21 protein-coding genes are annotated in these 21010 nt (G+C 59.1%); 15 read left to right on the top strand and 6 right to left on the bottom strand.

Going from position 1 to position 21010, the window contains the following annotated elements:
• The first annotated feature begins 52 nt into the window (after positions 1-52).
• The 7 genes from atpF (at position 53) to glmU (ending at position 6861) form a co-directional block, all read left to right on the top strand.
• Positions 53-523, top strand: a complete 471-nt coding sequence (gene atpF / locus AACR14_RS05915; RefSeq protein ID WP_005339336.1) for a F0F1 ATP synthase subunit B — start codon at positions 53-55, stop codon at positions 521-523.
• Between the two features lie 13 nt (positions 524-536).
• Positions 537-1070, top strand: coding sequence for a F0F1 ATP synthase subunit delta (gene atpH, locus AACR14_RS05910; RefSeq protein WP_005339341.1), 534 nt, complete (start codon positions 537-539; stop codon positions 1068-1070).
• Between the two features lie 15 nt (positions 1071-1085).
• Entirely contained in the window at positions 1086-2627 is a 1542-nt protein-coding gene (atpA, locus tag AACR14_RS05905; RefSeq protein ID WP_005339342.1) for a F0F1 ATP synthase subunit alpha, read from the top strand.
• A gap of 43 nt (positions 2628-2670) precedes the next feature.
• Positions 2671-3537, top strand: coding sequence for a F0F1 ATP synthase subunit gamma (gene atpG / locus AACR14_RS05900; RefSeq protein ID WP_005339343.1), 867 nt, complete (start codon positions 2671-2673; stop codon positions 3535-3537).
• 33 nt (positions 3538-3570) lie between these two features.
• Positions 3571-4959: a F0F1 ATP synthase subunit beta gene (gene atpD / locus AACR14_RS05895; RefSeq protein ID WP_005339344.1), complete on the top strand. Its 1389-nt coding sequence runs from the start codon at positions 3571-3573 to the stop codon at positions 4957-4959.
• Positions 4960-4977: 18 nt separating this feature from the next.
• On the top strand, positions 4978-5406 hold the full coding sequence (locus tag AACR14_RS05890) for a F0F1 ATP synthase subunit epsilon (protein ID WP_005339345.1): 429 nt from the start codon (positions 4978-4980) through the stop codon (positions 5404-5406).
• Between the two features lie 93 nt (positions 5407-5499).
• Positions 5500-6861, top strand: coding sequence for a bifunctional UDP-N-acetylglucosamine diphosphorylase/glucosamine-1-phosphate N-acetyltransferase GlmU (gene glmU / locus AACR14_RS05885; RefSeq protein ID WP_019445505.1), 1362 nt, complete (start codon positions 5500-5502; stop codon positions 6859-6861).
• A gap of 52 nt (positions 6862-6913) precedes the next feature.
• On the opposite strand, the gene creD is transcribed toward glmU, so the two are convergent.
• From creD to blrA, 5 genes are all read right to left on the bottom strand, one after another.
• Complete coding sequence (gene creD / locus AACR14_RS05880; RefSeq protein ID WP_019445504.1) at positions 6914-8284, bottom strand: cell envelope integrity protein CreD; 1371 nt, start codon at positions 8282-8284, stop codon at positions 6914-6916.
• A gap of 117 nt (positions 8285-8401) precedes the next feature.
• Complete coding sequence (locus AACR14_RS05875; RefSeq protein WP_026034948.1) at positions 8402-8881, bottom strand: Lcl C-terminal domain-containing protein; 480 nt, start codon at positions 8879-8881, stop codon at positions 8402-8404.
• Between the two features lie 83 nt (positions 8882-8964).
• Positions 8965-9759: an OXA-12 family class D beta-lactamase gene (gene blaOXA / locus AACR14_RS05870; RefSeq protein ID WP_019445502.1), complete on the bottom strand. Its 795-nt coding sequence runs from the start codon at positions 9757-9759 to the stop codon at positions 8965-8967.
• 80 nt (positions 9760-9839) lie between these two features.
• Positions 9840-11261: a beta-lactam sensor histidine kinase BlrB gene (gene blrB / locus AACR14_RS05865; protein ID WP_019445501.1), complete on the bottom strand. Its 1422-nt coding sequence runs from the start codon at positions 11259-11261 to the stop codon at positions 9840-9842.
• On the bottom strand, positions 11258-11932 hold the full coding sequence (gene blrA / locus AACR14_RS05860) for a beta-lactam response regulator transcription factor BlrA (protein WP_013724228.1): 675 nt from the start codon (positions 11930-11932) through the stop codon (positions 11258-11260). The genes blrB and blrA overlap by 4 nt, the downstream gene beginning before the upstream one ends.
• A 122-nt stretch (positions 11933-12054) precedes the next feature.
• On the opposite strand from blrA, the gene AACR14_RS05855 reads away from it, so the two are divergent.
• Both AACR14_RS05855 and glmS read left to right on the top strand, forming a co-directional pair.
• The gene (locus AACR14_RS05855; RefSeq protein ID WP_005339356.1) at positions 12055-12828 is read left to right on the top strand and encodes a DeoR/GlpR family DNA-binding transcription regulator; all 774 of its coding nucleotides are present in this window, start codon (positions 12055-12057) and stop codon (positions 12826-12828) included.
• A gap of 56 nt (positions 12829-12884) precedes the next feature.
• A complete protein-coding gene (gene glmS, locus AACR14_RS05850) occupies positions 12885-14717 on the top strand; it encodes a glutamine--fructose-6-phosphate transaminase (isomerizing) (RefSeq protein ID WP_019445500.1) in 1833 nt (610 codons plus the stop codon).
• A 59-nt stretch (positions 14718-14776) separates the two neighbouring features.
• Here the strand turns inward: glmS and AACR14_RS05845 are convergent, their stop codons facing one another.
• Entirely contained in the window at positions 14777-15553 is a 777-nt protein-coding gene (locus AACR14_RS05845) for a helix-turn-helix transcriptional regulator (protein ID WP_005339360.1), read from the bottom strand.
• 210 nt (positions 15554-15763) lie between these two features.
• Between AACR14_RS05845 and AACR14_RS05840 the strand changes: the two genes are divergently transcribed.
• From AACR14_RS05840 to AACR14_RS05815, 6 genes are read left to right on the top strand one after another with little or no spacing between them, the layout of a single operon-like run.
• On the top strand, positions 15764-16525 hold the full coding sequence (locus tag AACR14_RS05840) for a DUF3450 domain-containing protein (protein ID WP_005357258.1): 762 nt from the start codon (positions 15764-15766) through the stop codon (positions 16523-16525).
• On the top strand, positions 16522-17826 hold the full coding sequence (locus AACR14_RS05835; protein ID WP_019445499.1) for a MotA/TolQ/ExbB proton channel family protein: 1305 nt from the start codon (positions 16522-16524) through the stop codon (positions 17824-17826). The genes AACR14_RS05840 and AACR14_RS05835 overlap by 4 nt, the downstream gene beginning before the upstream one ends.
• Positions 17823-18353 carry a MotA/TolQ/ExbB proton channel family protein gene (locus tag AACR14_RS05830; protein ID WP_005339367.1) on the top strand — a complete coding sequence of 177 codons (531 nt, stop codon included), beginning with the start codon at positions 17823-17825 and terminating at the stop codon, positions 18351-18353. Before AACR14_RS05835 ends, AACR14_RS05830 begins: the two co-directional genes overlap by 4 nt.
• On the top strand, positions 18350-18751 hold the full coding sequence (locus tag AACR14_RS05825; protein ID WP_005339369.1) for an ExbD/TolR family protein: 402 nt from the start codon (positions 18350-18352) through the stop codon (positions 18749-18751). Before AACR14_RS05830 ends, AACR14_RS05825 begins: the two co-directional genes overlap by 4 nt.
• A complete protein-coding gene (locus AACR14_RS05820) occupies positions 18748-19410 on the top strand; it encodes an energy transducer TonB (RefSeq protein WP_019445498.1) in 663 nt (220 codons plus the stop codon). Before AACR14_RS05825 ends, AACR14_RS05820 begins: the two co-directional genes overlap by 4 nt.
• A gap of 2 nt (positions 19411-19412) precedes the next feature.
• Positions 19413-20591 (top strand): hypothetical protein, encoded by a 1179-nt coding sequence (locus AACR14_RS05815; RefSeq protein WP_019445497.1) that lies wholly within the window; start codon positions 19413-19415, stop codon positions 20589-20591.
• The last annotated feature ends 419 nt before the right edge of the window (positions 20592-21010 follow it).

The raw sequence follows: 21010 nt of genomic DNA, 5'->3' as shown, positions 1-21010 counted from the left end.
CGTTACGACTCTCCAGGCATAACCCATTAACTAACTTAAGAGGACATCGGCTGTGAATATCAATGCCACCCTCCTCGGCCAAGCAATTGCTTTTTTCTTCTTCGTAGTGTTTTGCATGAAGTACGTATGGCCGCCGCTGATTGCAGCCATCGAAGCCCGTCAGAAAGCTATTGCTGACGGTCTCTCTTCTGCCGAACGTGCCAAGAAAGATCTGGATTTGGCCAAGGCCAACGCCACCGATCAGCTGAAAGAAGCCAAGCTGCAGGCTGCTGAAATCATTGAGCAGGCTAACAAACGTAAAGCCCAGATCATTGATGAAGCTGCCGCTGGTGCCCAGTCTGAGCGGGAAAAAATCCTGGCTCAGGGCCGTGCCGAGATCGAAGCTGAACGTCATCGTGCCAAAGAAGAACTGCGTAAGCAGGTTGCTGCTCTTGCCATTGCTGGTGCAGAGAAGATCCTGGCGCGTCAAATCGACCAGGCTGCCAACAGCGACATCGTCGACAAACTGGTAGCAGAACTGTAACGGGAACGGGGCTATGTCTGAACTGACTACAATCGCTCGCCCCTACGCCAAGGCTGCTTTCGAGTTTGCCGTTGAGCACAAGGCGGTTGACCAGTGGCTGGGTATGCTCGGTTTTGCTGCGCAAGTAGTGGAAAACGAGACCATGCACAACTTGGTAAACGGCTCTGTGGCCGCCGAAGAGCTGGCAACGTTGTTTGTCGGTGTCTGCGGTGAGCAACTCGACGTGCATGGCCAGAACCTGATCCGGGTGATGGCCGAGAATGGTCGCTTGGGTGTGCTGCCGGCGGTCGTTGCTGAATTTGTAGCGTTTAAAGCTGAACTGGATAAAGAGGTTCAGGCTGACGTGATTTCGGCGATCGAACTGACCGACCAGCAGAAAGCCAATATTCAGGCTTCTCTGGAACAACGTCTCGCGCGCAAAGTGAAGCTGAATTGCAGCATTGATGCGTCCTTGATGGCCGGGGTGCTCATCAAGGCCGGTGATCTGGTAATCGACGGCACAGTCCGCGGTAAGCTGGATCGCATGGCTGACGCGCTGCAATCTTGATTGGGGTATTAGAGCATGCAACTGAATTCCACTGAAATCGCCGAGCTGATCAAGCAGCGCATTGCGCAGTTTGATGTAAAGAGCGAAGCGCGTAACGAAGGTACTATCGTCTCTGTGAGCGACGGTATCATTCGTATTCACGGCCTGGCTGATGCCATGCAGGGTGAGATGATCGAGCTGCCGGGCAACCGCTACGCTCTGGCATTGAACCTGGAGCGTGACTCCGTCGGTGCGGTGATTATGGGTTCCTATGACGGTCTGTCAGAAGGAATGAAAGTAAAAGGTACTGGCCGTATTCTGGAAGTGCCGGTAGGTCGTGGTCTGTTGGGCCGGGTGTTGAACACCCTGGGTCAGCCGATCGACGGTAAAGGTCCGATCGACAACGACGGCTTCTCGCCGATCGAAGTGATCGCACCGGGCGTTATCGAGCGTAAGTCTGTTGACCAGCCGGTCCAGACCGGTCTGAAAGCCATCGATGCCATGATCCCAATCGGTCGTGGCCAGCGTGAGCTGATCATCGGTGACCGTCAGGTTGGTAAGACCGCCATCGCGATCGACACAATCATCAACCAGAAAGATTCCGGCATTAAGTGTGTCTACGTTGCGATTGGCCAGAAGGCCTCCACCATCGCCAACGTGGTGCGCAAGCTGGAAGAGCACGGTGCCCTGGCCAACACCATCGTGGTGGTTGCCTCTGCCTCCGAAGCGGCTGCTCTGCAGTACCTGGCTCCCTATGCCGGTTGCTCCATGGGTGAGTACTTCCGTGACCGCGGTGAAGACGCGCTGATCATCTATGATGACCTGTCCAAGCAGGCCGTAGCTTATCGTCAGATCTCCCTGCTGCTGCGCCGTCCGCCAGGACGTGAAGCTTACCCGGGTGACGTTTTCTATCTGCACTCCCGTCTGCTGGAGCGTGCTGCTCGCGTTAACGCCGAGTACGTAGAGAAGTTCACCAAGGGTGAAGTGAAAGGCAAAACCGGTTCTTTGACCGCACTGCCAATCATCGAAACCCAGGCGGGTGACGTATCTGCGTTCGTTCCGACCAACGTGATCTCCATCACCGATGGTCAGATCTTCCTGACTTCACAGCTGTTCAACTCCGGTATTCGTCCGGCGGTTGACCCGGGTATCTCCGTATCCCGTGTAGGTGGCGCTGCTCAGACCAAGATCGTCAAGAAGCTGTCCGGTGGTATCCGTACCGCGCTGGCCCAGTATCGCGAACTGGCGGCATTCGCCCAGTTCTCTTCCGATCTGGACGAGGCGACTCGCAAGCAGCTGGATCACGGTGTGAAAGTGACCGAGCTGATGAAGCAGAAGCAGTACTCTCCGCTGAGCGTGGCTCACCAGTCTCTGGTGCTGTTCGCCGCCGAGAAAGGCTATCTCTCCGATGTCGAGCTGAACAAAATCGTCGACTTCGAAGCCGCTCTGCTCTCTTACGCCAATACCCAGCATGCCGAGCTGATGGCTGAAATCAATGCCAAAGCCGACTACAACGACGCGATCGTTGGCAAGCTGACTGCGTTGCTGGATAGCTTCAAAGCAACCCAGACCTGGTAAGCGTGTGTGGCAGCGTGAGCTGCCACTTGATGGAGAGTAAGAGATGGCCGGCGCAAAAGAGATACGTAACAAGATCGGGAGTGTGAAAAACACTCAGAAGATCACCGGCGCTATGGAAATGGTGGCAGCAAGCAAAATGCGCCGTGCGCAGGAACGCATGTCTGCCAGCCGTCCGTACGCTGAAACCATGCGCAAGGTGATCGGCCATATCGCTCAGGGGAACCTGGAATACAAGCACCCCTACCTCATCGAACGTGAGGTCAAGCGAGTGGGTTACATCGTCGTCTCCACCGACCGTGGCCTGTGTGGTGGTCTGAACATCAACCTGTTCAAGGCTGCCCTCAATGATATGAAGCAATGGAGCGCGAAAGGTGCCAAGGTTGACCTGGCACTGATCGGTAACAAGGCCTCCAACTTCTTTGAACGGCACGGCGCCAAGGTTAAAGCTCATGTCGCAGGACTGGGCGATAGTCCGAGCGTCAATGACCTGATTGGTTCAGTCAAGGTCATGCTGAAGGCTTACGACAACGGTGAGATTGACAAGCTGTATCTGGTGTACAACAAGTTCGTCAACACCATGGTGCAGCAACCACGGGTCGATCAACTGCTGCCTTTGCCCGTAACTGAAGACAGCAAGCTCGCCAAGAAACACCACTGGGATTACCTCTATGAGCCGGATCCCAAGAAGCTGCTGGATACCCTGCTGGTTCGCTACGTCGAATCTCAGGTTTACCAGGGTGTAGTGGAAAACTTGGCAAGTGAACAGGCAGCCCGAATGGTTGCCATGCAAGCCGCGACTGACAACGCCGGTAACCTGATTAACGATCTGCAACTGGTATACAACAAGGCCCGTCAGGCCAGTATTACCCAGGAGCTGACAGAGATCGTATCCGGTGCTGCTGCGGTGTAAGGCAAGGGTTATCAAAGGTTTAGAGGATTTGACATGAGTAACGGTTTCATCGTCCAAATCATCGGCGCTGTGGTGGACATCGAGTTCCCGCAGAATGCCGTGCCCCAGGTGTACGATGCACTGAAGGTCGTTAGCGAAGGTCAAGGCCAGGGTCTGGTGCTGGAAGTTCAGCAACAGATCGGTGGCGGCGTCGTTCGTTGCATCACCATGGGCTCCTCCGACGGTCTGCGTCGTGGGTTGGAAGTAGTGAATAGCGGTAAATCCATCCAGGTTCCGGTCGGTACTGCGACTCTGGGTCGGATCATGAACGTACTGGGCGAGCCAATCGACGAAAAAGGTCCGATCGGTGAAGAAGAGTGCTGGTCTATCCACCGCGCTGCCCCCAGCTACGAAGATCAGTCCAACAGCAACGATCTGCTGGAAACAGGCATCAAGGTTATCGACCTGGTATGCCCGTTCGCCAAGGGTGGTAAAGTTGGTCTGTTCGGTGGTGCCGGTGTAGGCAAAACCGTAAACATGATGGAGCTGATCCGTAACATCGCGATCGAGCACAGTGGTTACTCTGTGTTCGCCGGTGTTGGTGAGCGTACCCGTGAGGGTAACGACTTCTACCACGAGATGATGGAGTCCAACGTACTGGACAAAGTATCTCTGGTTTACGGTCAGATGAACGAGCCGCCCGGAAACCGTCTGCGCGTTGCGCTGACCGGCCTGACCATGGCCGAGAAGTTCCGTGACGAAGGTCGTGACGTGCTGTTCTTCGTGGACAACATCTACCGTTACACCCTGGCCGGTACCGAAGTATCCGCACTGCTGGGCCGTATGCCTTCCGCAGTAGGTTACCAGCCGACCCTGGCCGAGGAGATGGGTGTTCTGCAAGAACGTATCACCTCCACCAAGACCGGTTCCATCACCTCCGTACAGGCCGTTTACGTGCCTGCGGATGACTTGACTGACCCGTCTCCGGCGACCACCTTCGCCCACCTGGATGCGACCGTCGTACTGTCCCGTCAAATCGCGGCACTGGGTATCTACCCGGCCGTTGACCCGCTGGACTCTACCTCTCGTCAGCTGGATCCGCTGGTGGTTGGCAAAGAGCACTACGAGACCGCTCGTGGCGTTCAAACCGTACTGCAGCGCTACAAAGAGCTGAAGGACATCATCGCCATCCTGGGTATGGATGAACTGTCAGAAGAAGACAAACTGACCGTAGCCCGTGCCCGTAAGATCGAGCGTTTCCTGTCCCAGCCGTTCTTCGTAGCAGAAGTGTTTACCGGTTCTCCGGGTAAATACGTGCCGCTGAAAGAGACCATCCGTGGTTTCCAGGGCATCCTGAAAGGCGAGTATGACGATCTGCCCGAGCAGGCGTTCTACATGGTTGGCGGTATCGACGAAGTCGTCGAGAAATCCAAGAAACTGTAAGCCTCGACAGGAGGGCCCATGGCAGAGATGATCTCCTTTCACCTGGACGTGGTGAGCGCCGAAGGAAAACTGTTTTCCGGTCGCGTGCAATCCGCTCAGGTATCAGGCTCCGAAGGTGAGTTGGGTCTCCGCCACGGTCATGCTCCGTTGCTGACTGCCATCAAGCCGGGCCTGGTCCGCTTGGTGAAGCAGAACGGAACTGAAGAGGTGCTGTACATCTCCGGCGGTATGCTGGAAGTACAACCTGAATCCGTGACCGTGCTGGCGGACACTGCGATTCGTGCTGACGACTTGGATGAGGCGAAAGCCCAGGAAGCCAAGCGCGCAGCCGAAGAGCGGATCCACAGCTCCCATGGTGATATCGACTACGCCCAGGCCGCCACCGAGCTGGCCAAGGCGATGGCTCAACTGCGAGTCATCGATATCGTCAAAAAGAATTACCGCTAATAACGGTGATGTAAAAAGCGACCTTCGGGTCGCTTTTTTTTTACCCGTTGGATAGACTCCGCCGAGTATTTCTCATGTTCCAAAGGCCAATTTATGTCCCTCAACGTCGTGATCTTGGCGGCGGGTAAAGGTACCCGCATGCGCTCTTCCCTGCCCAAGGTACTCCACCCGGTAGCCAACAAACCCATGGTTTCCCATGTGATCGATACTGCACGTCAGGTCGGTGCCGAGCAGCTGCATCTGGTCTATGGGCACGGTGCCGAACTGCTGAAAGAGCGGATCGTGGCGGCCGATGTCAACTGGGTGCTGCAGGCGCAACAGCTGGGGACCGGTCACGCCGTCGCCCAGGCCATCCCGTTTTGGAAGGATGAAGACGATGTGCTGGTGCTCTACGGCGATACCCCGCTGATCCAGCCAGAGACCCTGCAACGACTGCTGGCTGCCAAGGCAAGCGATGGCATGGCGCTGCTGACTGTGGTGCTGGACAACCCCACCGGCTATGGCCGCATCGTCCGTGAAAACGGTCAGGTGGTCGGCATCGTCGAACAGAAAGATGCCAACGCCGAGCAACTGACCATCCGCGAAGTGAACACCGGCGTGCTGGTGGCCAACGGCGGTCAGTTGCGCAGCTGGCTCTCCCGCTTGGACAACAAGAATGCCCAGGGTGAGTTCTACCTGACCGACGTGATCGCCATGGCGCACGGCGATGGCTGCCCGATCGCAGCGGTCCATCCGGAGCGTGCCGCCGAGGTGGAAGGGGCCAACAACCGGGTGCAGCTGGCTGCCCTTGAGCGCAGCTACCAGCAGATGCAGGCCGAGAAGCTGATGATCGCCGGTGCTACCCTGATCGACCCGGCCCGCTTCGATCTGCGCGGAACCCTCGAGATCGGTGAAGAGGTGGTGATCGATGTCAACGTCATCATCGAAGGCAAGGTAACCCTCGGCAACCATGTTCGTATCGGTGCCGGTGCCGTGCTGAAGGATTGCGTGATCGGCGATCACACTGAAGTGAAGCCCTACTCCATCGTTGAAGGGGCTCAGGTGGCAGATCAGTGTTCGGTCGGCCCGTTTGCCCGTCTACGCCCGGGGGCTGTGCTCGAGCAGGATGCGCATGTTGGCAACTTCGTCGAGATGAAGAAGGCCCGTCTGGGGGTTGGCTCCAAGTGTGGTCATCTGACCTATCTGGGGGATGCCGAGGTGGGCGCAAAGGTGAATATTGGTGCCGGTACCATCACCTGCAACTACGACGGGGTGAACAAATTCCAGACCATCATCGAGGATGATGTGTTTGTCGGTTCCGATACCCAGCTGGTGGCGCCAGTGCGCATCGGCAAGGGGGCGACTCTGGGGGCGGGTTCTACCATCACCAAGGATGTGGCCGAGAACGAGTTGGTGATCACCCGGGTGCCCCAGCGTCACATCAAAAACTGGGCTCGTCCGGTCAAGAAGAAGTGATGCCCGATCAATAAAATAGAACCGGCGCCTGATGGCGCCGGTTTTTTTTGGCTTATGACTGATGGTTGGTGTCACTGGTCGATGACTGGGGGGCCGCCCATGTGGTCGCGGGTGCGCTGTAGTCCATCACCTGATACCAGTCGAGCTTGCGGGTCAGCAGCATGATCAGCGCCAGGGTGGCGAACAGCAGCAGGGCGCCGAGCAGCAGAGCTATCTCTTCGGCCTGCAGCAGGCTGTAGAGAATGGCATAGACCAGCCCGAGCAGCGCAGCAAAGCCGATCCCCTGCTTCGGGCCACCCAGCACATGACTGAGGTAGAAGCCGTTGAGCAGCACGCTGGCTAGCGAGGCCACCAGATAGGCCCAGCCAAAGCCGAGGTGTTCGGTCAGGGCCAGTAGCACCAGATAGAAGATGGCCAGCCCCATGCCCACCAGCGCGTACTGGATCGGGTGAACCCGCAGCCCCTTGAGCAGCTCGAACATGAAGAAGCTGATAAAGGTAAGGCCGATGAAGAGCAGGGCATACTTGGCCGCCCGCTCGTTGAGCTGATAGTGATCCACCGGTTGCACCAGACTGACGCTGAAGGTAGGCAACACACCCTCCCCGCCGTTCATCGCCCGATTGAAGCGGCTCTCCATATCGGTGGCGAACCAGCTGGTCTGCCAGCTGGCGCTGAACCCCTCCTGATTGAGGCTGCGACTGGCCGGCAGGAAGTCACCGATAAAGTTGGGGTGGGGCCAGTTGCCGGCCAGCTGCAGCTTGCTTTCCCGGCCGAGCGGCACCACTTCCAGCTCGTTCATCCCCTGCAGATTGAGCTCCAGATGGAAGGTGCCATCCTGTTGCGGCAGGCTGTCGAGAGGAGCATGGATCCCGGCCTGGGTGCTGCCGAGGCGAGCACCCGGAGCAAAGGGGGTGCGCTGCTTGCCTAGCTGCAACTCGGGCACGCTGTTGATGCCGCGGGCATCGGAGAGCACCAGACTCAGGTAGGGTTTACCTGCCACCAGCTCGTCATCCCCGGCGAGCGGCGCGCTCTCTTGTAGTTGAGCGGCTGTCGGCAAACGGCCGGAGAGGGAGAGCCGGGTCTGGTAGACCTGCGCCTGATAGATGCCCAGCTTGCGCGGGGTGACCTCCATGTTGGCCTTGATATCCAACTGCTCCGGCAGCAGGTAGCGGTAGATCTGCTCCTGACGGACGAAGCGCTTGCCCTCCTGCTCGACCGTCACCGAACGGGTATAGGGCTGCACGATAATGGGCCCCATCAGTCGTTGCGGGCCGCTGCTGCTGGCCATGATGCTGTGAATGGCCTGACTGCGGTAAGCCTGACGCTCCCGGTTCAGCTCCATGATGGATTGCACCGGCACCATCAACAGCAGGCTGAGCAACAGCAGCAGAAAGATCTTGTGGGTGAATATCTGTTTGACCATGACACGTCTCCTTGTTTGATGGAGTGAGTCTGTCAGTCCGGTGTGAAGTGGTGATGGGTCTGTGTGAAGTGGCGGTGAACTGTTGAAAAACGGCGTCATCAGGCGCCGTGGGATTCTTCAGGGGCGGGAGCGCACCAACCGGGCGGCTTGCGCGAAACGATCGGTGTGGCCGTCGATGAGCCCGTGCATAAAATCGATGTAATAGATCAGTTCCGGCATCTCCTCGATGGAGCTGGAGGTCCAGTAGGGGGCTGAATTTTCCCCGTTGTCATGGATATCGGAGAAGAAGCGCGGGTCTGTCATCGGCGTCCGGCAATTTTCGTCGAGCAGGGTGAAGAGCTCCTCGATGGTGGGGAGTCGCCACCCCTCGCCCAGGCGGGCCGCTTCATCTTTGGCTTCAAGCAGCGTCAGCAGGGCCGGTGTGCCCACGCAGCCTTTCCCTTTCTGCCACTCGCTGCCCAGGCTGCACGCCTGCCATTCGAGGTGGTTTAGCCGATCATGGATGACTTCTCCCTGCCGTGTCAGGCGGTCGGAGAGATCACAGGCAGCCAGCGCCATGCTGGCCGGAAGCCAGAGCAGCAATAGAAATAATTTCATTTTTGTCTCGTTTACGAATGGCGGTCAGCCCGTCGCTGGTGGGCTGACCGTGGTTATCGGGGTTTATCTGGCGGGAAGCGAGATCACTGCTTTTTAAGTTGTGCAGGCAGGGCGGCCAGCACCTCTTCTTTCGCCTTGAGGGAGGCGAACTGCTTGCCGGGCTTTTGCATCACGGTATGGACGAAGATCAGTTGCTTGCCCGGTTTGCTGGCCCATCCGACGAACCAGCCGATCTGCTGATCGCGGTTGAGGCTGCCATCCAGCTTCTTCGGGTAGCCCATGCCGGTTTTGCCGTGGATCTGCCAGCCGTCGATCTCGCTCACCTTGAGGATATTGGCGGTGTACTGCAGGGTCTGCGCCGAGACAGGAAGCTTGCCGCTCAGCATCTTGCCGAGGAAGCGGGCCTGCTCCTCCGGACTGATGGCGAGGCTGGAGCTGAGCCAAGCCTGGGTCAGGCCGTCATGTTTGCCCGGATTACCGGAGAGATCCCGATTGCCGTAGTCGAAGCGGTCGACATATTGCTGGAAGCGCTCCATCCCCAGCCATTCGGTGAGCTGCTGGGAAAACCAGACCACCGAGTAGGTTTCCCAGCGGCGCGGGGTAGTGGTTTCGCGCCAGGCGGGCAGCCAGCCATCGTAGTTCGGCTTGTAGGGCAGTGCCGGATGCTCTTCATCCACCAGATAGCCGCTGTCGTAACCCATCAGCGCCAGCGGGATCTTGAAGGTGGACGCGGGCGGTAGCTGGCTGGAGCAGTCCCCTTCGCTGGAGAGGGTCTGGCCGTTGCCGTCAGCATAGAGAAAGCAGCCGCTGGCGGCGGAGGCAGGCAGGGCTGCGAGCAGACCGGCAGCCAGCAGGCTGGAGAGAAGCAGGCGGGACATAGCATTTCCTTGAGCAAATGGATGAGAGAAAGCGGCAGTCTAATGCCGCTTTGTGTGGGGAATGTGAAGTTGCGGGGGGACTAAGTGAATGGCAGCCAGAGTTCCGCCAGCGCGCCTCCCTCTGGCCGGTTGCTCAGGGTCAGACGGCCGCCATGCTGGTGGGCCACCTCATGGGCGAAGCTGAGCCCCAGACCACTGCTCTTGCCCTTGTCCGGTCGTGGCAGGGAGTAGAAGCGCTCGAAGATGCGCGGCAGGGCGTAGTCGGGAATGCCGGGGCCGCTGTCGGTGACCCGAAAACAGTAGCCCTCCTCCTGCTGGCTGCCGCTCAGGGTGACCTGCCCGTAGGCGGGAGAGAAGTCGATGGCGTTATCCAGCAGGTTGCCGATGGCCTGCTCCACCAGCAGCGGATCCCACTTCTGTTTCGGCGCGCTGGCCAGCTCGGCCACCAACTCGACCTGACGGCGCTGGGCGATGATCTGGCGGGCGTCGAGGGTGCGCTTGCCCAGTTTTGCCGGTTCCACCGACTGGCGATCCAGCCCCTGCCCCGACTCCAGCCGCGCCAGTTGCAGCATTCGCTCGATCAGCTGCTGCATGCGGGCGGTTTCCAGATTGATGTTGCCGATAAAGCGTTTGGCAACTTCGGGGGGCGGCGTTTCGGCCAAAATTTCCCCTGCCCCGCGAATGGCGGCCAGCGGGCTCTTCAGCTCGTGGGTCAGGCTGTGCACATAGGCTTCGATGTAGCTTTTGCCATCGAGCTGGTGGCGCATGGTCTCCAGCGAGCGGCCGAGCCGATCCAGTTCGACGGTGTGCAGCCGTGGCAGCGGTGCCGCCTCCCCCTTGCTGACCGAGTCGGCGTAGTGCACCAGCTTGCCGATGGCGCGGTTGAGCCACCACACCAGCAGGCTGCCGATCAGCAGCGAGATGAGCAGCATCTGGCCGCCTGCCCGCAGCAGCTCCTGTTCCCCCCGCTCAATGGCGGGCATCAGGGTGCGATTGGGTTTGGCGACGGTGAGGGAGCCGATGATCTCGGCCCCCTCCCGCAGCGGCGCTGCCACATACATGGTCGAGCTGGCGGCATCGTCGGGATCGGTGCGGGTGCTGCGGGCGCCATATTGGCCGCGCAGGGTGCGGTAGACATCGTTCCATCGGGAATAATCCTTGCCCAGATCCGTGCCGTCGGAGTCGTAAATCACCATACCCTTCTGGTCAGTGACATAGATGCGGTACTCCGCCTGCTGCTTGAGGTGGCCGTCGATCATCGCATTGATGGGATTCTGGTTGAGGCGGGCGAAGGCGCTGGCCAACCGCCCGTTCATCATATTGCCCTCTTTCAGATCATCGAGCGCCAGCGGTGCCAGCAGCTGGGTCATGTCTACCAGAGTATCCTCGGTGGCGCTGCGCACCCCGGGTTTGATCTCCTCGACGAAGATCTCCAGCACGAACCAGGCGGCCAGCGCGAAGATCAGCAGCAGGCCGCACAGCAGTTGCAGTCCGAGTCTCATGCCAGCTCCAGGCTGTAGCCCAGCCCGCGATGGGTGAGGATCAGGTTGGCTTCTGGATCATGTTCGCGCAGCTTGGCGCGGATGGTCTTGATGTGGGTATCGACGGTGCGATCCAGACTCTCCTCCGCATCCTGCCACACCAGATCCATCAGCTGCTGGCGGGAGTAGACCCGCCCCGGCGCCAGCATCAGGGTCTTGAGCAGCAGATATTCGTAGCGGGTGAGGGCCAGCGGCTGGCCGCGAAAGTGAATGCGGGCCCGCTCCTCATCCAGTACCAGCAGGGCGCTGGGCTGGGGGGCGACGGGCTGGCTGCGGCGCAGGATGACCCGCACCCGGGCACACACTTCCCGTGGCGAGAAGGGTTTGGCCACATAGTCGTCGGCACCGATCTCCAGTCCGATCAGCCGGTCTATCTCCTCGCTGCGGGCGGTGAGGAACATCAGGGGGATATCGGTCAGCGCCCTCACCTGCTTGCAGAGTTCGAAGCCGCTGATGTCGGGCAGCCCCACATCGAGGATCAGGAAGTCGGGTCGCGTCTGTTCCAGTCGTGTCAGCAACTGTTGGCCCAGCATGAACCACTCCACCTCGAACCCGTCGGTCTGCAGGGCGTAAATCAGGGTGTCGGCGATGCTGGCCTCATCCTCCACCAGCCAGATGACTCTCTTTTGCATGGCATCCTCGTCGCAAATTGGCACCCCATTCTGGCATCGAACCAAATCGGATCCTATTTGCTGTTTTATTTTTCCGAAAAAGGGGCTAATATTTCGATGTTCTTTCGAATCAAAACTTAAAAATGACCAAACGTAATACTCAACAACGCCGACACACCATAGTGACCCTGGTACAAGAGCAGGGTGAAGTGAGCGTCGACGCCCTCGCCAAACACTTTTCTACCTCCGAAGTGACTATCCGTAAAGATCTGGCCGTACTGGAGACCGGTGGTCTGCTGCTGCGCCGTTACGGTGGTGCAGTCCCCTTGCCGAGCGAGATGGTGGTCGAGGCCAACCCTGAACAAGTTTCGAACCGAAAGTTAGCCATTGCCCGTGCGGCGGCCGAGCGGCTGCGTGATCACAACCGCGTCATCATCGACAGTGGCAGCACCACCAGCGCCATGATCCCCATGCTGGGCAACAAGCGCGGCCTTATCGTGATGACCAACTCCCTCAATGTGGCCGGTGCCCTGCGCGAGCTGGAAAATGAGCCTACCCTGTTAATGACCGGTGGCACTTGGGACCCTCACTCCGAATCCTTCCAGGGGCAGGTGGCAGAACAGGTGTTGCGATCCTACGACTTCGACCAGCTATTTATCGGTGCCGACGGCATCGACCCAGAGCGTGGCACCACCACCTTCAACGAGCTGGTGGGCCTGTCGCGGGTCATGGCCGAGGTGTCGCGGGAGGTTATTGTGATGGTCGAATCGGAAAAGATCGGCCGCAAGATCCCCAATCTCGAACTTCCCTGGTCGAGCATCCATACCCTGGTGACCGACGAGGGGCTGGCCAGCGAGGCCAGAGAACAGATTCAAGCCCAGGGGGTGACGCTTATCTGCGCCCCGGTCACTTGCTGACATCGAGCTCTGAACCATCCAACTGACTTTACGATTTGCATCTCAAGGAGAAGTGTATGTGTGGCATCGTCGGGGCTGTTGCCCAACGTGATGTGGCTGAAATTCTGGTAGAGGGCCTGCGCCGTCTGGAGTACCGCGGTTATGACTCAGCCGGTGTGGCCGTGTTCAGCGCCAACCAGCCGTTGCAGCGGGTTCGCCGTCTGGGCAAGGTGGCCGAGCTGGCCAAGGCGCTCGACGAGCAGTCCGTCCATGGTGGTACCGGCATCGCCCATACCCGCTGGGCCACTCACGGCGAGCCTTCCGAGCGCAATGCCCACCCCCACGTCTCCGAGCATATCGTGGTGGTACACAACGGCATCATCGAGAACCACGAAGAGCTGCGGGAAGAGTTGAAGGCGCTGGGTTATGTGTTCAGCTCCGACACCGATACCGAGGTGATTGCCCATCTGGTCCATCACGAGCTGAAGAGCGCCGGTAGCCTGCTGGCCGCCATGCAGACTGCGGTGAAGCAGCTGCGCGGTGCCTACGGTACCGTGGTGATGGACAGCCGCGACGACAGCCGCGTGGTGGTGGCCCGCTCCGGTTCACCGCTGGTGATCGGCCGCGGTATCGGCGAGAACTTTATCGCCTCCGACCAGATGGCGCTGCTGCCGGTGACCCGCCGTTTCATCTTCCTGGAAGAGGGTGATGTGGCCGAAGTGACCCGTCGCGATGTGCAGATCTTCGATACCAACGGCAACGCTGTGGTGCGCGAAGAGCAGGAGTCCGAGCTCTCCCACGATGCCGGTGACAAGGGTGAATACCGTCACTACATGCTCAAGGAGATCCACGAGCAACCCAAAGCGATCACCAACACTCTGGAAGGGCGTCTGGGCTGCGATCACGTGGTGGTCGAATCGTTCGGCAACGGCGCGCGCGCCATCTTTGGCAAGGTCGAGCACGTGCAGATCGTTGCCTGCGGTACCTCCTATCACTCCGGCATGGTGGCCCGCTACTGGTTCGAAGAGATTGCTGGCGTCTCCTGCGATGTAGAGATCGCCTCCGAGTTCCGCTATCGCAAGTCGGTAGTGCGCCCCAACAGCCTGCTGGTGACCCTCTCCCAGAGTGGCGAGACCGCCGATACCCTGGCCGCCCTGCGTCTGGCCAAGGAATCCGGCTACATGAGCTCGCTGGCTATCTGTAACGTGCCGGGCTCCTCGCTGGTGCGTGAATCGGATCTGGCCTTTATGACCCGCGCGGGGGCAGAAATTGGAGTGGCCTCCACCAAGGCGTTCACCACCCAGCTGGCTGGCCTGCTGATGCTGGTGGCCTCCGTCGGTCACTGCCGTGGCCACCTGAGCGCCGCCGCCGAGGCTGAACTGGTCAAGGCGCTGCAAGCCCTGCCGCTGCGTATTAAAGAGAGTCTGGCGCTGGCCAAGGATATTGAAACCCTGGCCGAAGAGTTTGCCGACAAGCAGCACAGCCTGTTCCTCGGTCGTGGCAGCCAGTACCCCATCGCCATGGAAGGGGCGCTCAAGCTCAAAGAGATCTCCTACATCCACGCCGAAGCCTACGCCGCTGGCGAGCTGAAGCACGGCCCGCTGGCGCTGATCGATGCCGAGATGCCCATCATTGTGGTGGCGCCGAACAACGATCTGCTGGAGAAGCTCAAGTCCAACGTGGAAGAGGTGCGCGCCCGTGGCGGTATCCTCTACGTGTTCGCCGATGCCGACACCGGCTTCAAGAGCGACGAGACCATGCGGGTCATGAACCTCAACCATGTGGAAGAGGTGATCGCCCCCATCGTCTATACCGTGCCGCTGCAGCTGCTCTCCTACCACGTTGCCCTGATCAAGGGCACCGACGTGGACCAGCCGCGCAACCTGGCAAAATCGGTGACCGTCGAGTAAGTCACTCTCTCAAATTAAAAAGAGCCGCAATTGCGGCTCTTTTTGTTTCGGCTGAGGGGTTACGACAGCCGCAGGTTGGTGATGGTGACCTCGTCTAGGGAGGGCACTATGATGCCGCTGGTGATCCCTTTGGCGATGGCCTGACTGCGGTTCTTCGAGTCGGTCTTGTTGGTCACCTGGGTCAGGTGGAAGTTGACCGTCCGCTCACTGATGCCGAGGATGGTGGCGATCTCCCAGGAGGTCTTGCCCTCGCTGGCCCAGAACAGGCACTCCTTCTCCCGATCCGACAGTTCGGTCAGGTACTTCATCATATCCGGTCTGCTTTTGATCAGTTGCAGCGCGGAGTTGAAGATATAGCTGGCGCAGAAAGACAGCAGCGGGACATTTTCAAACATCAGGTCGGAGTTGGATTTATCCTTGGTGATGAATGAGAGAATGCCGTGCTCCCCCTGCGGGGTGTGCAGCGGAAAGGAGACGCCATTGCGTACCCCGAAATCGGCGGCCAGGTTCATCACGTCGCGGCTGGCACTGGGCAGCCAGGGCGAGTCGCAGTCGAGCTTGTTCCAGAAGATCGGCTGGGTCTGTTTCAGCCCCAGATAGACCACCGGATCCTGGGTCAGATACTGGTTTTCGCTGTAGGCGTCAAACCAGGTGGTCGGACAGTTGTTGAACAGTGCCACGTGGGATTTTTGCATGCTGATGGGGAAAATAATCAGCAGCCGAAAGTAATCGAAGCCCATTTGATGACTGAAGCGCTCCAGCAGTTGCTGGATATCGCTGGTTTTTGTTGCCTTGGTGAACTTGTCGATATGTTCCCAGATCGCATCGTTGAGCATTACTTTCTCCTTTTTCGATCTCTATCACACTGATCGAAAAGATTTTTTATCGTTATTTATATTTGTGCGGTGGCTATTGGCGCCACTTATTCCGTGCGTGCTTAAAAATTATCCTTTTTTTGTGCATAAAGGCCAAGAAAATCCTCTCGTTGCCAGTCCGCCCTGCATTTGAGATAATGATAATAGTTATCATTAGTAAGATGTATTTCAATGAACAAATTATGGGGTGTGGCCCTGCTGCCACTGTCAGTCCACTTTGCTGCCATCGGGGATGAGCTGGTTGCTCCCGCCCTCAAGAACAGCATAGCTGCCGGGAAAGCCTCCCAGCAGCGGGTGGAAAAAGCCGCCGATGCCGCCGTTGCCGCACGACTGGAGCTGCAAAATGCCCAGCTGCAACTGCGTGACCTCGAAGCCTACAACCGCTACATGCAATCTCTGGTGGCCGATCAGCAAAATGAGCTGGGTAAATTGAGCCAGCAGCTGGAAGCGGTGCAAGAGACCCGTCAGGGCTTGATCCCGCTGATGTTGCAGATGCAGGCAGATCTGGAACAGCTGGTGCAAAATGACATTCCGCTGCGCAAGGAAGATCGTTTGGCGCGGGTTGAACAGTTGAAAGCGACCCTGGCTCGCGCAGACGTTAGCGAGGCAGAGAAATTCCGTCAGTTGCTGCAGGCCTATCAGATCGAAGCCGAATACGGCAGCCGGATGGACAGCTATTCCGCCGAGCTGGAGCTGGATGGTGCTCCGCGTCGGGTTGATGTGCTGGCGCTGGGGCGGGTCTCCCTGCTGGCAATGACGGCCGATCGCAGTCAGGCATGGCGCTGGTCTGCCGAGGCGAAGCAGTGGCAAGCCCTCGACAGCCAGTGGCTCTCCCCTATCGCCGAGGCGATGGATGTGGCCGCCGACAAGAAAGTTCCCCAGTTGCTCAATGTCCCCCTCTCTGTCAGCCGTAGTCAGGAGGCCCAATCATGAGAGTCACCATGAAGTGGTTCCCCCTCCTTATTGCTCTCTCCTGCGGTACCAACGCCGCTGTCGCCGATGAGTGGCAGCAGCAGGAACAGGCTCGTGAACAGCAGGCTCAGCAAGATCTGGCGACCGTTGCCAGGGAGCTCGGCACTGCCCGCGCCAGACTGGCCGAGGCTCAGCGCTTGAGCAAGGAGCTGGCCGGCAAGTTCGCCAGCAACGAGAAGCAGCTGGTCGAGCTCAACGCCCAGTGGGAGCAAGCCTCCGGCGACATGAACGAGATCTTCGCGGTCACCCGTCAGGGCGCCAGCGATGCGGTCAAGCTGCTGAGCGAATCCGCCGTCGAGGGCCAGTACCCGGAGCGTCTCGCCCCGCTGAAAGCCATGGCACAGGATAAACAGGTGCCGGATCGCGCCGCCCTCGCCCTTCTACCCACCACGCTGCTGCAGGAGATCCGTGAATCTGGCCGGATTGCCCAGTTCAACGGCAAGGTGCTCGATGCCCAGGGGGCTGCCAGCGAGCAGTCGCTGACCCGGGCAGGCAGCTTTGCCCTGCTGGGGAGCGAGGGCTTCCTGCAACCGACCGCCGAAGGCTTGAGCCCGGTACTGGGTCTGCCCGGTAGCGTGCTCTCTGCCGTTGCGGCTTATCAGGGTCAGGAAGGGGAAGCGCTGCCGCTGGATCCTTCTCATGGCACTCTGCTGGCGATGTTGGCACAGGCACCCACCTTCTGGCAGCAGGTACAACAAGGTGGTCAGGTTGGCGCCATTATCGTGCTGCTGGCTGCTATTGGTCTGGGAATTGCGGCTGTACGGTTGTGGAGCCTCTCCCGCGAACTCACGCTGGTGCGTCGCCAGCTCAAGAGCGGCGAGTATCACGCCGACAACGCCCTCGGCCGGGTGCTGACGGTGGCAGACAAACACCCTGAGCTGAGCATGGAGACCCTCGAGCTGCGTCTTGATGAGGCGATCCTGCAGGAGACTCCTCGCATGGAGCGCGGCATCGGCATGGTCAAGGTAATCGCGGCCATCGCCCCCATGCTGGGTCTGCTCGGTACAGTAACCGGGATGATCGGCACCTTCCAGGCCATCACCCAGTTTGGCACCGGCGATCCCAAGATCATGGCGGGCGGCATCTCCATGGCGCTGGTCACCACGGTACAGGGTCTGGTTGCGGCCATTCCGCTGATCCTGGCCCACAGCCTGCTGCAATCACGCTTCACCGAGCTCTCCAATGTGCTGGAGCAGCAAGTAGCCGGCATTCTGGCTGAGCGCGCCGAGAGCAATAACGGCGGGATGGAGCGAGCAGCATGATGCTCGACATCTGGCAACAGCTGCAGAGTTTCATGGGCCGTGGCGGCCCTGTGCTCTGGGTCATTTTGGCCCTGCTGGTGCTGATGTGGATTTTGATGATCGAGCGGCTGCTCTACCTCAATCTGGGTTTTGGCCCCTTGCAGCAACAGCTGCTCGGCCGCTGGCAGGCCCGCAGCGAGCGCCACAGTTGGCACGCCCGGGCAATCCGCAGCCGCTGGCTGGCGCAGGCAGAGCTGGAACTGAACCGTCATCTGATCTTCATCCGCACCCTGGTGGTGCTCTGTCCCATGCTGGGGTTGCTGGGCACAGTGACCGGCATGATCGGCGTATTTGATGCGTTGGCTGCGGCCAACCGCTTTAACCCGGAGAGCATGGCGGGCGGGATCTCCCGCGCCACTATTCCCACCATGGCAGGCATGGTGGTGGCGCTCTCCGGCGTGTTGTTACTCAGTCGGCTCGAGAGTCAGGCCAAGCGTGCGCTGGCCAAGACCCGGGACGGCCTGCGAGAAGAGAAGGTAATGCAATGAGACGGCAATCCAAACGCCAGCGTGACGAAGTGCAGATCGACATGACCCCCATGCTGGATATCGTGTTCATCATGCTGATCTTCTTTATTGTCACCACCTCCTTCGTGCGTGAAGCCGGGCTCGAGGTGCACAGGCCCCAGGCCAGTCAAGCCAAGGCGCAGAAATCCTCCAGCATCATGCTGGCGATCGGGGCTCAGGGTCAGATCTTCCTCGACCGCAAGCAGATCGATGTGGAGCGGGTACAGGCCACCATTGCCCGTCTGCTGGCGGAGCAACCCGATGCCAGCCTGGTGATCCAGGCCGACGAGCGGGTGCCCCACGGCAAGGTGGTGCGGGTGATGGATGAGGCCAAGGCGGCGGGTATCGCCAATATCGCCGTGGCGGTGGCACCGAAATGAAATACAAGCTGATGAGCCTGGGGCTGGGGATTGCCCTCAGTCTGGGCATCCTGCTGTTTATGGCTACCCTGGTTGAACCGCCCCGGGGCGAGAAGGTGGCGAGCGAACAGAAGCCCATCGTCATCAATATGCAGAACGAGGTGACCGAGGTGCAGGTACGCGAGCGTCCGGTGCCGCAGGAGCCCGAACCTCTGCCAGAGCCTCCTGCCGCATTGGCCTCCACACCGCTGCCGATGCCCGCTGCGGCCCCCTTGGCGGCCGTTGAGCCGAGTCTGGATCTGGTATCCAGCCTCAGCGCTGTGCAGGTTTATGCCCCCGGTGTGGCGACCAGTACCGCGCCGGTCTTGAGTAGCAACTACCACGGCCAGCAGCAAGGGGCAGGGATCGGCGCCGGTGACATGCTGATGCCGCTGCAACGGATCGAGCCGGTTTACCCCTATCGTGCCCAGCAGTCAGGGATCGAAGGATTCGTCACCCTGCGTTTTAGCGTGAATGCCGAAGGTGGTGTGCAGGATGTTGAGGTGATTGAGGCTAAGCCCAAGCGTCAGTTCGAGCGGGCGGCCATTCAGGCGATCAACAAGTGGCGCTATCAGCCGAGACCGGGCGCCACCGACAAGCTGGTGCAAGTCATCACGCTCAAATTCAAACTGGAGTCATAACTATGTTGCGGATCTGGATCTGTCTGCTGGCCCTGGTCGGCCAAGCCTGTCTGGCGATGGAGGTCAGCCCCCACTTCTCCCGTCAGCTTGAACCCGTGATGAAGCTCTATCAGTCCGGTCATTGGCAACAAGCCCAGAGCAAGGCATCCGGCCTCAAGCCAAATAGCGATGCCGAGCGTGCCTGGCTGGCGCAGCTGCAAGCCTCGCTGGCGGCCAATCTGCAACAGACCGCCCAGGCGAGCCGTTATGTCGAACAGGCCCTTGCCTATAAAGAGTGGCCCGAGCAACAACAGCTCCAGCTGCTGCGACTGCGCGGCGATATTCAGGCCCAGCAATCCAACTGGTCTGGTGCCATCGCCAGCTACAAGGCGGCACTGGCACTCAAGCAAGACGATGGGCTGCACCTGCGTCTGGCTGGCCTCTATTACCACAACAAGCAGTACGGTGACGCCGCCAGCCAGAGCGAACAGTTGTTGAAGAAGGGTTGGCAGAAGCAGGCCGCCATTATTCGTCTCTCCGCCCTCACCGCTCAGCAACGTTATGGCGTGGCGGCCGATCAGGCGGTCGAGTTGATCAGCCACGAACCCAAAGAGAGCAAATGGTGGCAGCAGGCGGTGTCGCTCAACCTCTCTGCCAAACGGGGCGATCAGGCGTTGGCATTGCTGCAGACCGCCATCGACAAAAAACTGATGGATGACGCGTCTGCCCGCAATCAGCTGATCCGCCTCTATGCCTGGCAAGGGCTGCCTTATCGTGGTGCCCGTCTGCTGGAAGCGGCCATGGCCAAGGGACAGATGAAGCAAAGTGCTGAAAATCGCCAACTGCTGGCCCAATTGTGGGAAGGTGCCCGGGAGTGGTCACAAGCGGTCGATAGCTGGCAACAGCTGGCCAACCAGCATGGTCAGCCCAAAGCGGCCATGCGCGCCGCCGAACTGCTGCTGCAACAGGGCAAGACAGATGCTGCCATGACCCAGCTCGCCGCCATCAAGTCGGTAAAAGGCGAGCAAGGCAATCGTGCCAAAGCGTTGTTGGTGCAGGCACACCTTAATAAGGAGCAGTATGCCCAGGCGCTGGAACTGGCCCGTGAGCTGCAGCAGCAGGATAACTGGCAACAGAAGGCAACCAGCTGGGTCAACTATATCCGGGCACAAAGCGAAGAGTTGAGCAAAAAAGCGGCGTAAAAGAGATGCCAAGGGGCTGTTTTGGGGCGTTCAGTTCGCTTTTTCAGCAAACGAACGCATTTTTGCAAAAAGCCCTTGTCATCGCGGCGCGGCTCCCTATAATGCGCCCCTACCAGCACGGCGGAACACGCCAAACTGATGAGCTACCTTCCTTGTGAAGCAGGCGCCGAAAGAAAAGCGAAAACAATCGCTTGACTTTCGAAGTGAGAAGCGTAATATGCGCCTCCTCAACGCGACAAGCGTGACGCTCTTTAACAATTTGAATCAAGCAATCTGTGTGGGCACTCACAGCATCGAACATCAAAAACAATTTTTGATTTTCAATGTCTGATGAAGTGACCAAAGCAACTTTTAGTTGCAGCAGTTAATTCAGCAATTCATTGAGCCGCCTTAATTGGCAACCAAACTTAAATTGAAGA

This window comes from Aeromonas sp. 159, assembly GCF_963862045.1.
In the GTDB taxonomy this organism is placed as follows: Bacteria; Pseudomonadota; Gammaproteobacteria; order Enterobacterales; family Aeromonadaceae; genus Aeromonas; species Aeromonas veronii.
The sequence above is the reverse complement of the archived record's forward strand: the minus strand, read 5'-3'. Positions and strand labels throughout refer to the sequence as shown.

What these genes read in the sequence shown, in the direction of transcription:
- atpH (WP_005339341.1), top strand. Translation starts at nt 537, where the DNA reads ATGTCTGAACTGACTACAATCGCTCGCCCCTACGCCAAGGCTGCTTTC.
- atpA (WP_005339342.1), top strand. Translation starts at nt 1,086, where the DNA reads ATGCAACTGAATTCCACTGAAATCGCCGAGCTGATCAAGCAGCGCATT.
- atpG (WP_005339343.1), top strand. Translation starts at nt 2,671, where the DNA reads ATGGCCGGCGCAAAAGAGATACGTAACAAGATCGGGAGTGTGAAAAAC.
- atpD (WP_005339344.1), top strand. Translation starts at nt 3,571, where the DNA reads ATGAGTAACGGTTTCATCGTCCAAATCATCGGCGCTGTGGTGGACATC.
- AACR14_RS05890 (WP_005339345.1), top strand. Translation starts at nt 4,978, where the DNA reads ATGGCAGAGATGATCTCCTTTCACCTGGACGTGGTGAGCGCCGAAGGA.
- glmU (WP_019445505.1), top strand. Translation starts at nt 5,500, where the DNA reads ATGTCCCTCAACGTCGTGATCTTGGCGGCGGGTAAAGGTACCCGCATG.
- creD (WP_019445504.1), bottom strand. Translation starts at nt 8,284, where the DNA reads ATGGTCAAACAGATATTCACCCACAAGATCTTTCTGCTGCTGTTGCTC.
- AACR14_RS05875 (WP_026034948.1), bottom strand. Translation starts at nt 8,881, where the DNA reads ATGAAATTATTTCTATTGCTGCTCTGGCTTCCGGCCAGCATGGCGCTG.
- blaOXA (WP_019445502.1), bottom strand. Translation starts at nt 9,759, where the DNA reads ATGTCCCGCCTGCTTCTCTCCAGCCTGCTGGCTGCCGGTCTGCTCGCA.
- blrB (WP_019445501.1), bottom strand. Translation starts at nt 11,261, where the DNA reads ATGAGACTCGGACTGCAACTGCTGTGCGGCCTGCTGCTGATCTTCGCG.
- blrA (WP_013724228.1), bottom strand. Translation starts at nt 11,932, where the DNA reads ATGCAAAAGAGAGTCATCTGGCTGGTGGAGGATGAGGCCAGCATCGCC.
- AACR14_RS05855 (WP_005339356.1), top strand. Translation starts at nt 12,055, where the DNA reads ATGACCAAACGTAATACTCAACAACGCCGACACACCATAGTGACCCTG.
- glmS (WP_019445500.1), top strand. Translation starts at nt 12,885, where the DNA reads ATGTGTGGCATCGTCGGGGCTGTTGCCCAACGTGATGTGGCTGAAATT.
- AACR14_RS05845 (WP_005339360.1), bottom strand. Translation starts at nt 15,553, where the DNA reads ATGCTCAACGATGCGATCTGGGAACATATCGACAAGTTCACCAAGGCA.
- AACR14_RS05840 (WP_005357258.1), top strand. Translation starts at nt 15,764, where the DNA reads ATGAACAAATTATGGGGTGTGGCCCTGCTGCCACTGTCAGTCCACTTT.
- AACR14_RS05835 (WP_019445499.1), top strand. Translation starts at nt 16,522, where the DNA reads ATGAGAGTCACCATGAAGTGGTTCCCCCTCCTTATTGCTCTCTCCTGC.
- AACR14_RS05830 (WP_005339367.1), top strand. Translation starts at nt 17,823, where the DNA reads ATGATGCTCGACATCTGGCAACAGCTGCAGAGTTTCATGGGCCGTGGC.
- AACR14_RS05825 (WP_005339369.1), top strand. Translation starts at nt 18,350, where the DNA reads ATGAGACGGCAATCCAAACGCCAGCGTGACGAAGTGCAGATCGACATG.
- AACR14_RS05820 (WP_019445498.1), top strand. Translation starts at nt 18,748, where the DNA reads ATGAAATACAAGCTGATGAGCCTGGGGCTGGGGATTGCCCTCAGTCTG.
- AACR14_RS05815 (WP_019445497.1), top strand. Translation starts at nt 19,413, where the DNA reads ATGTTGCGGATCTGGATCTGTCTGCTGGCCCTGGTCGGCCAAGCCTGT.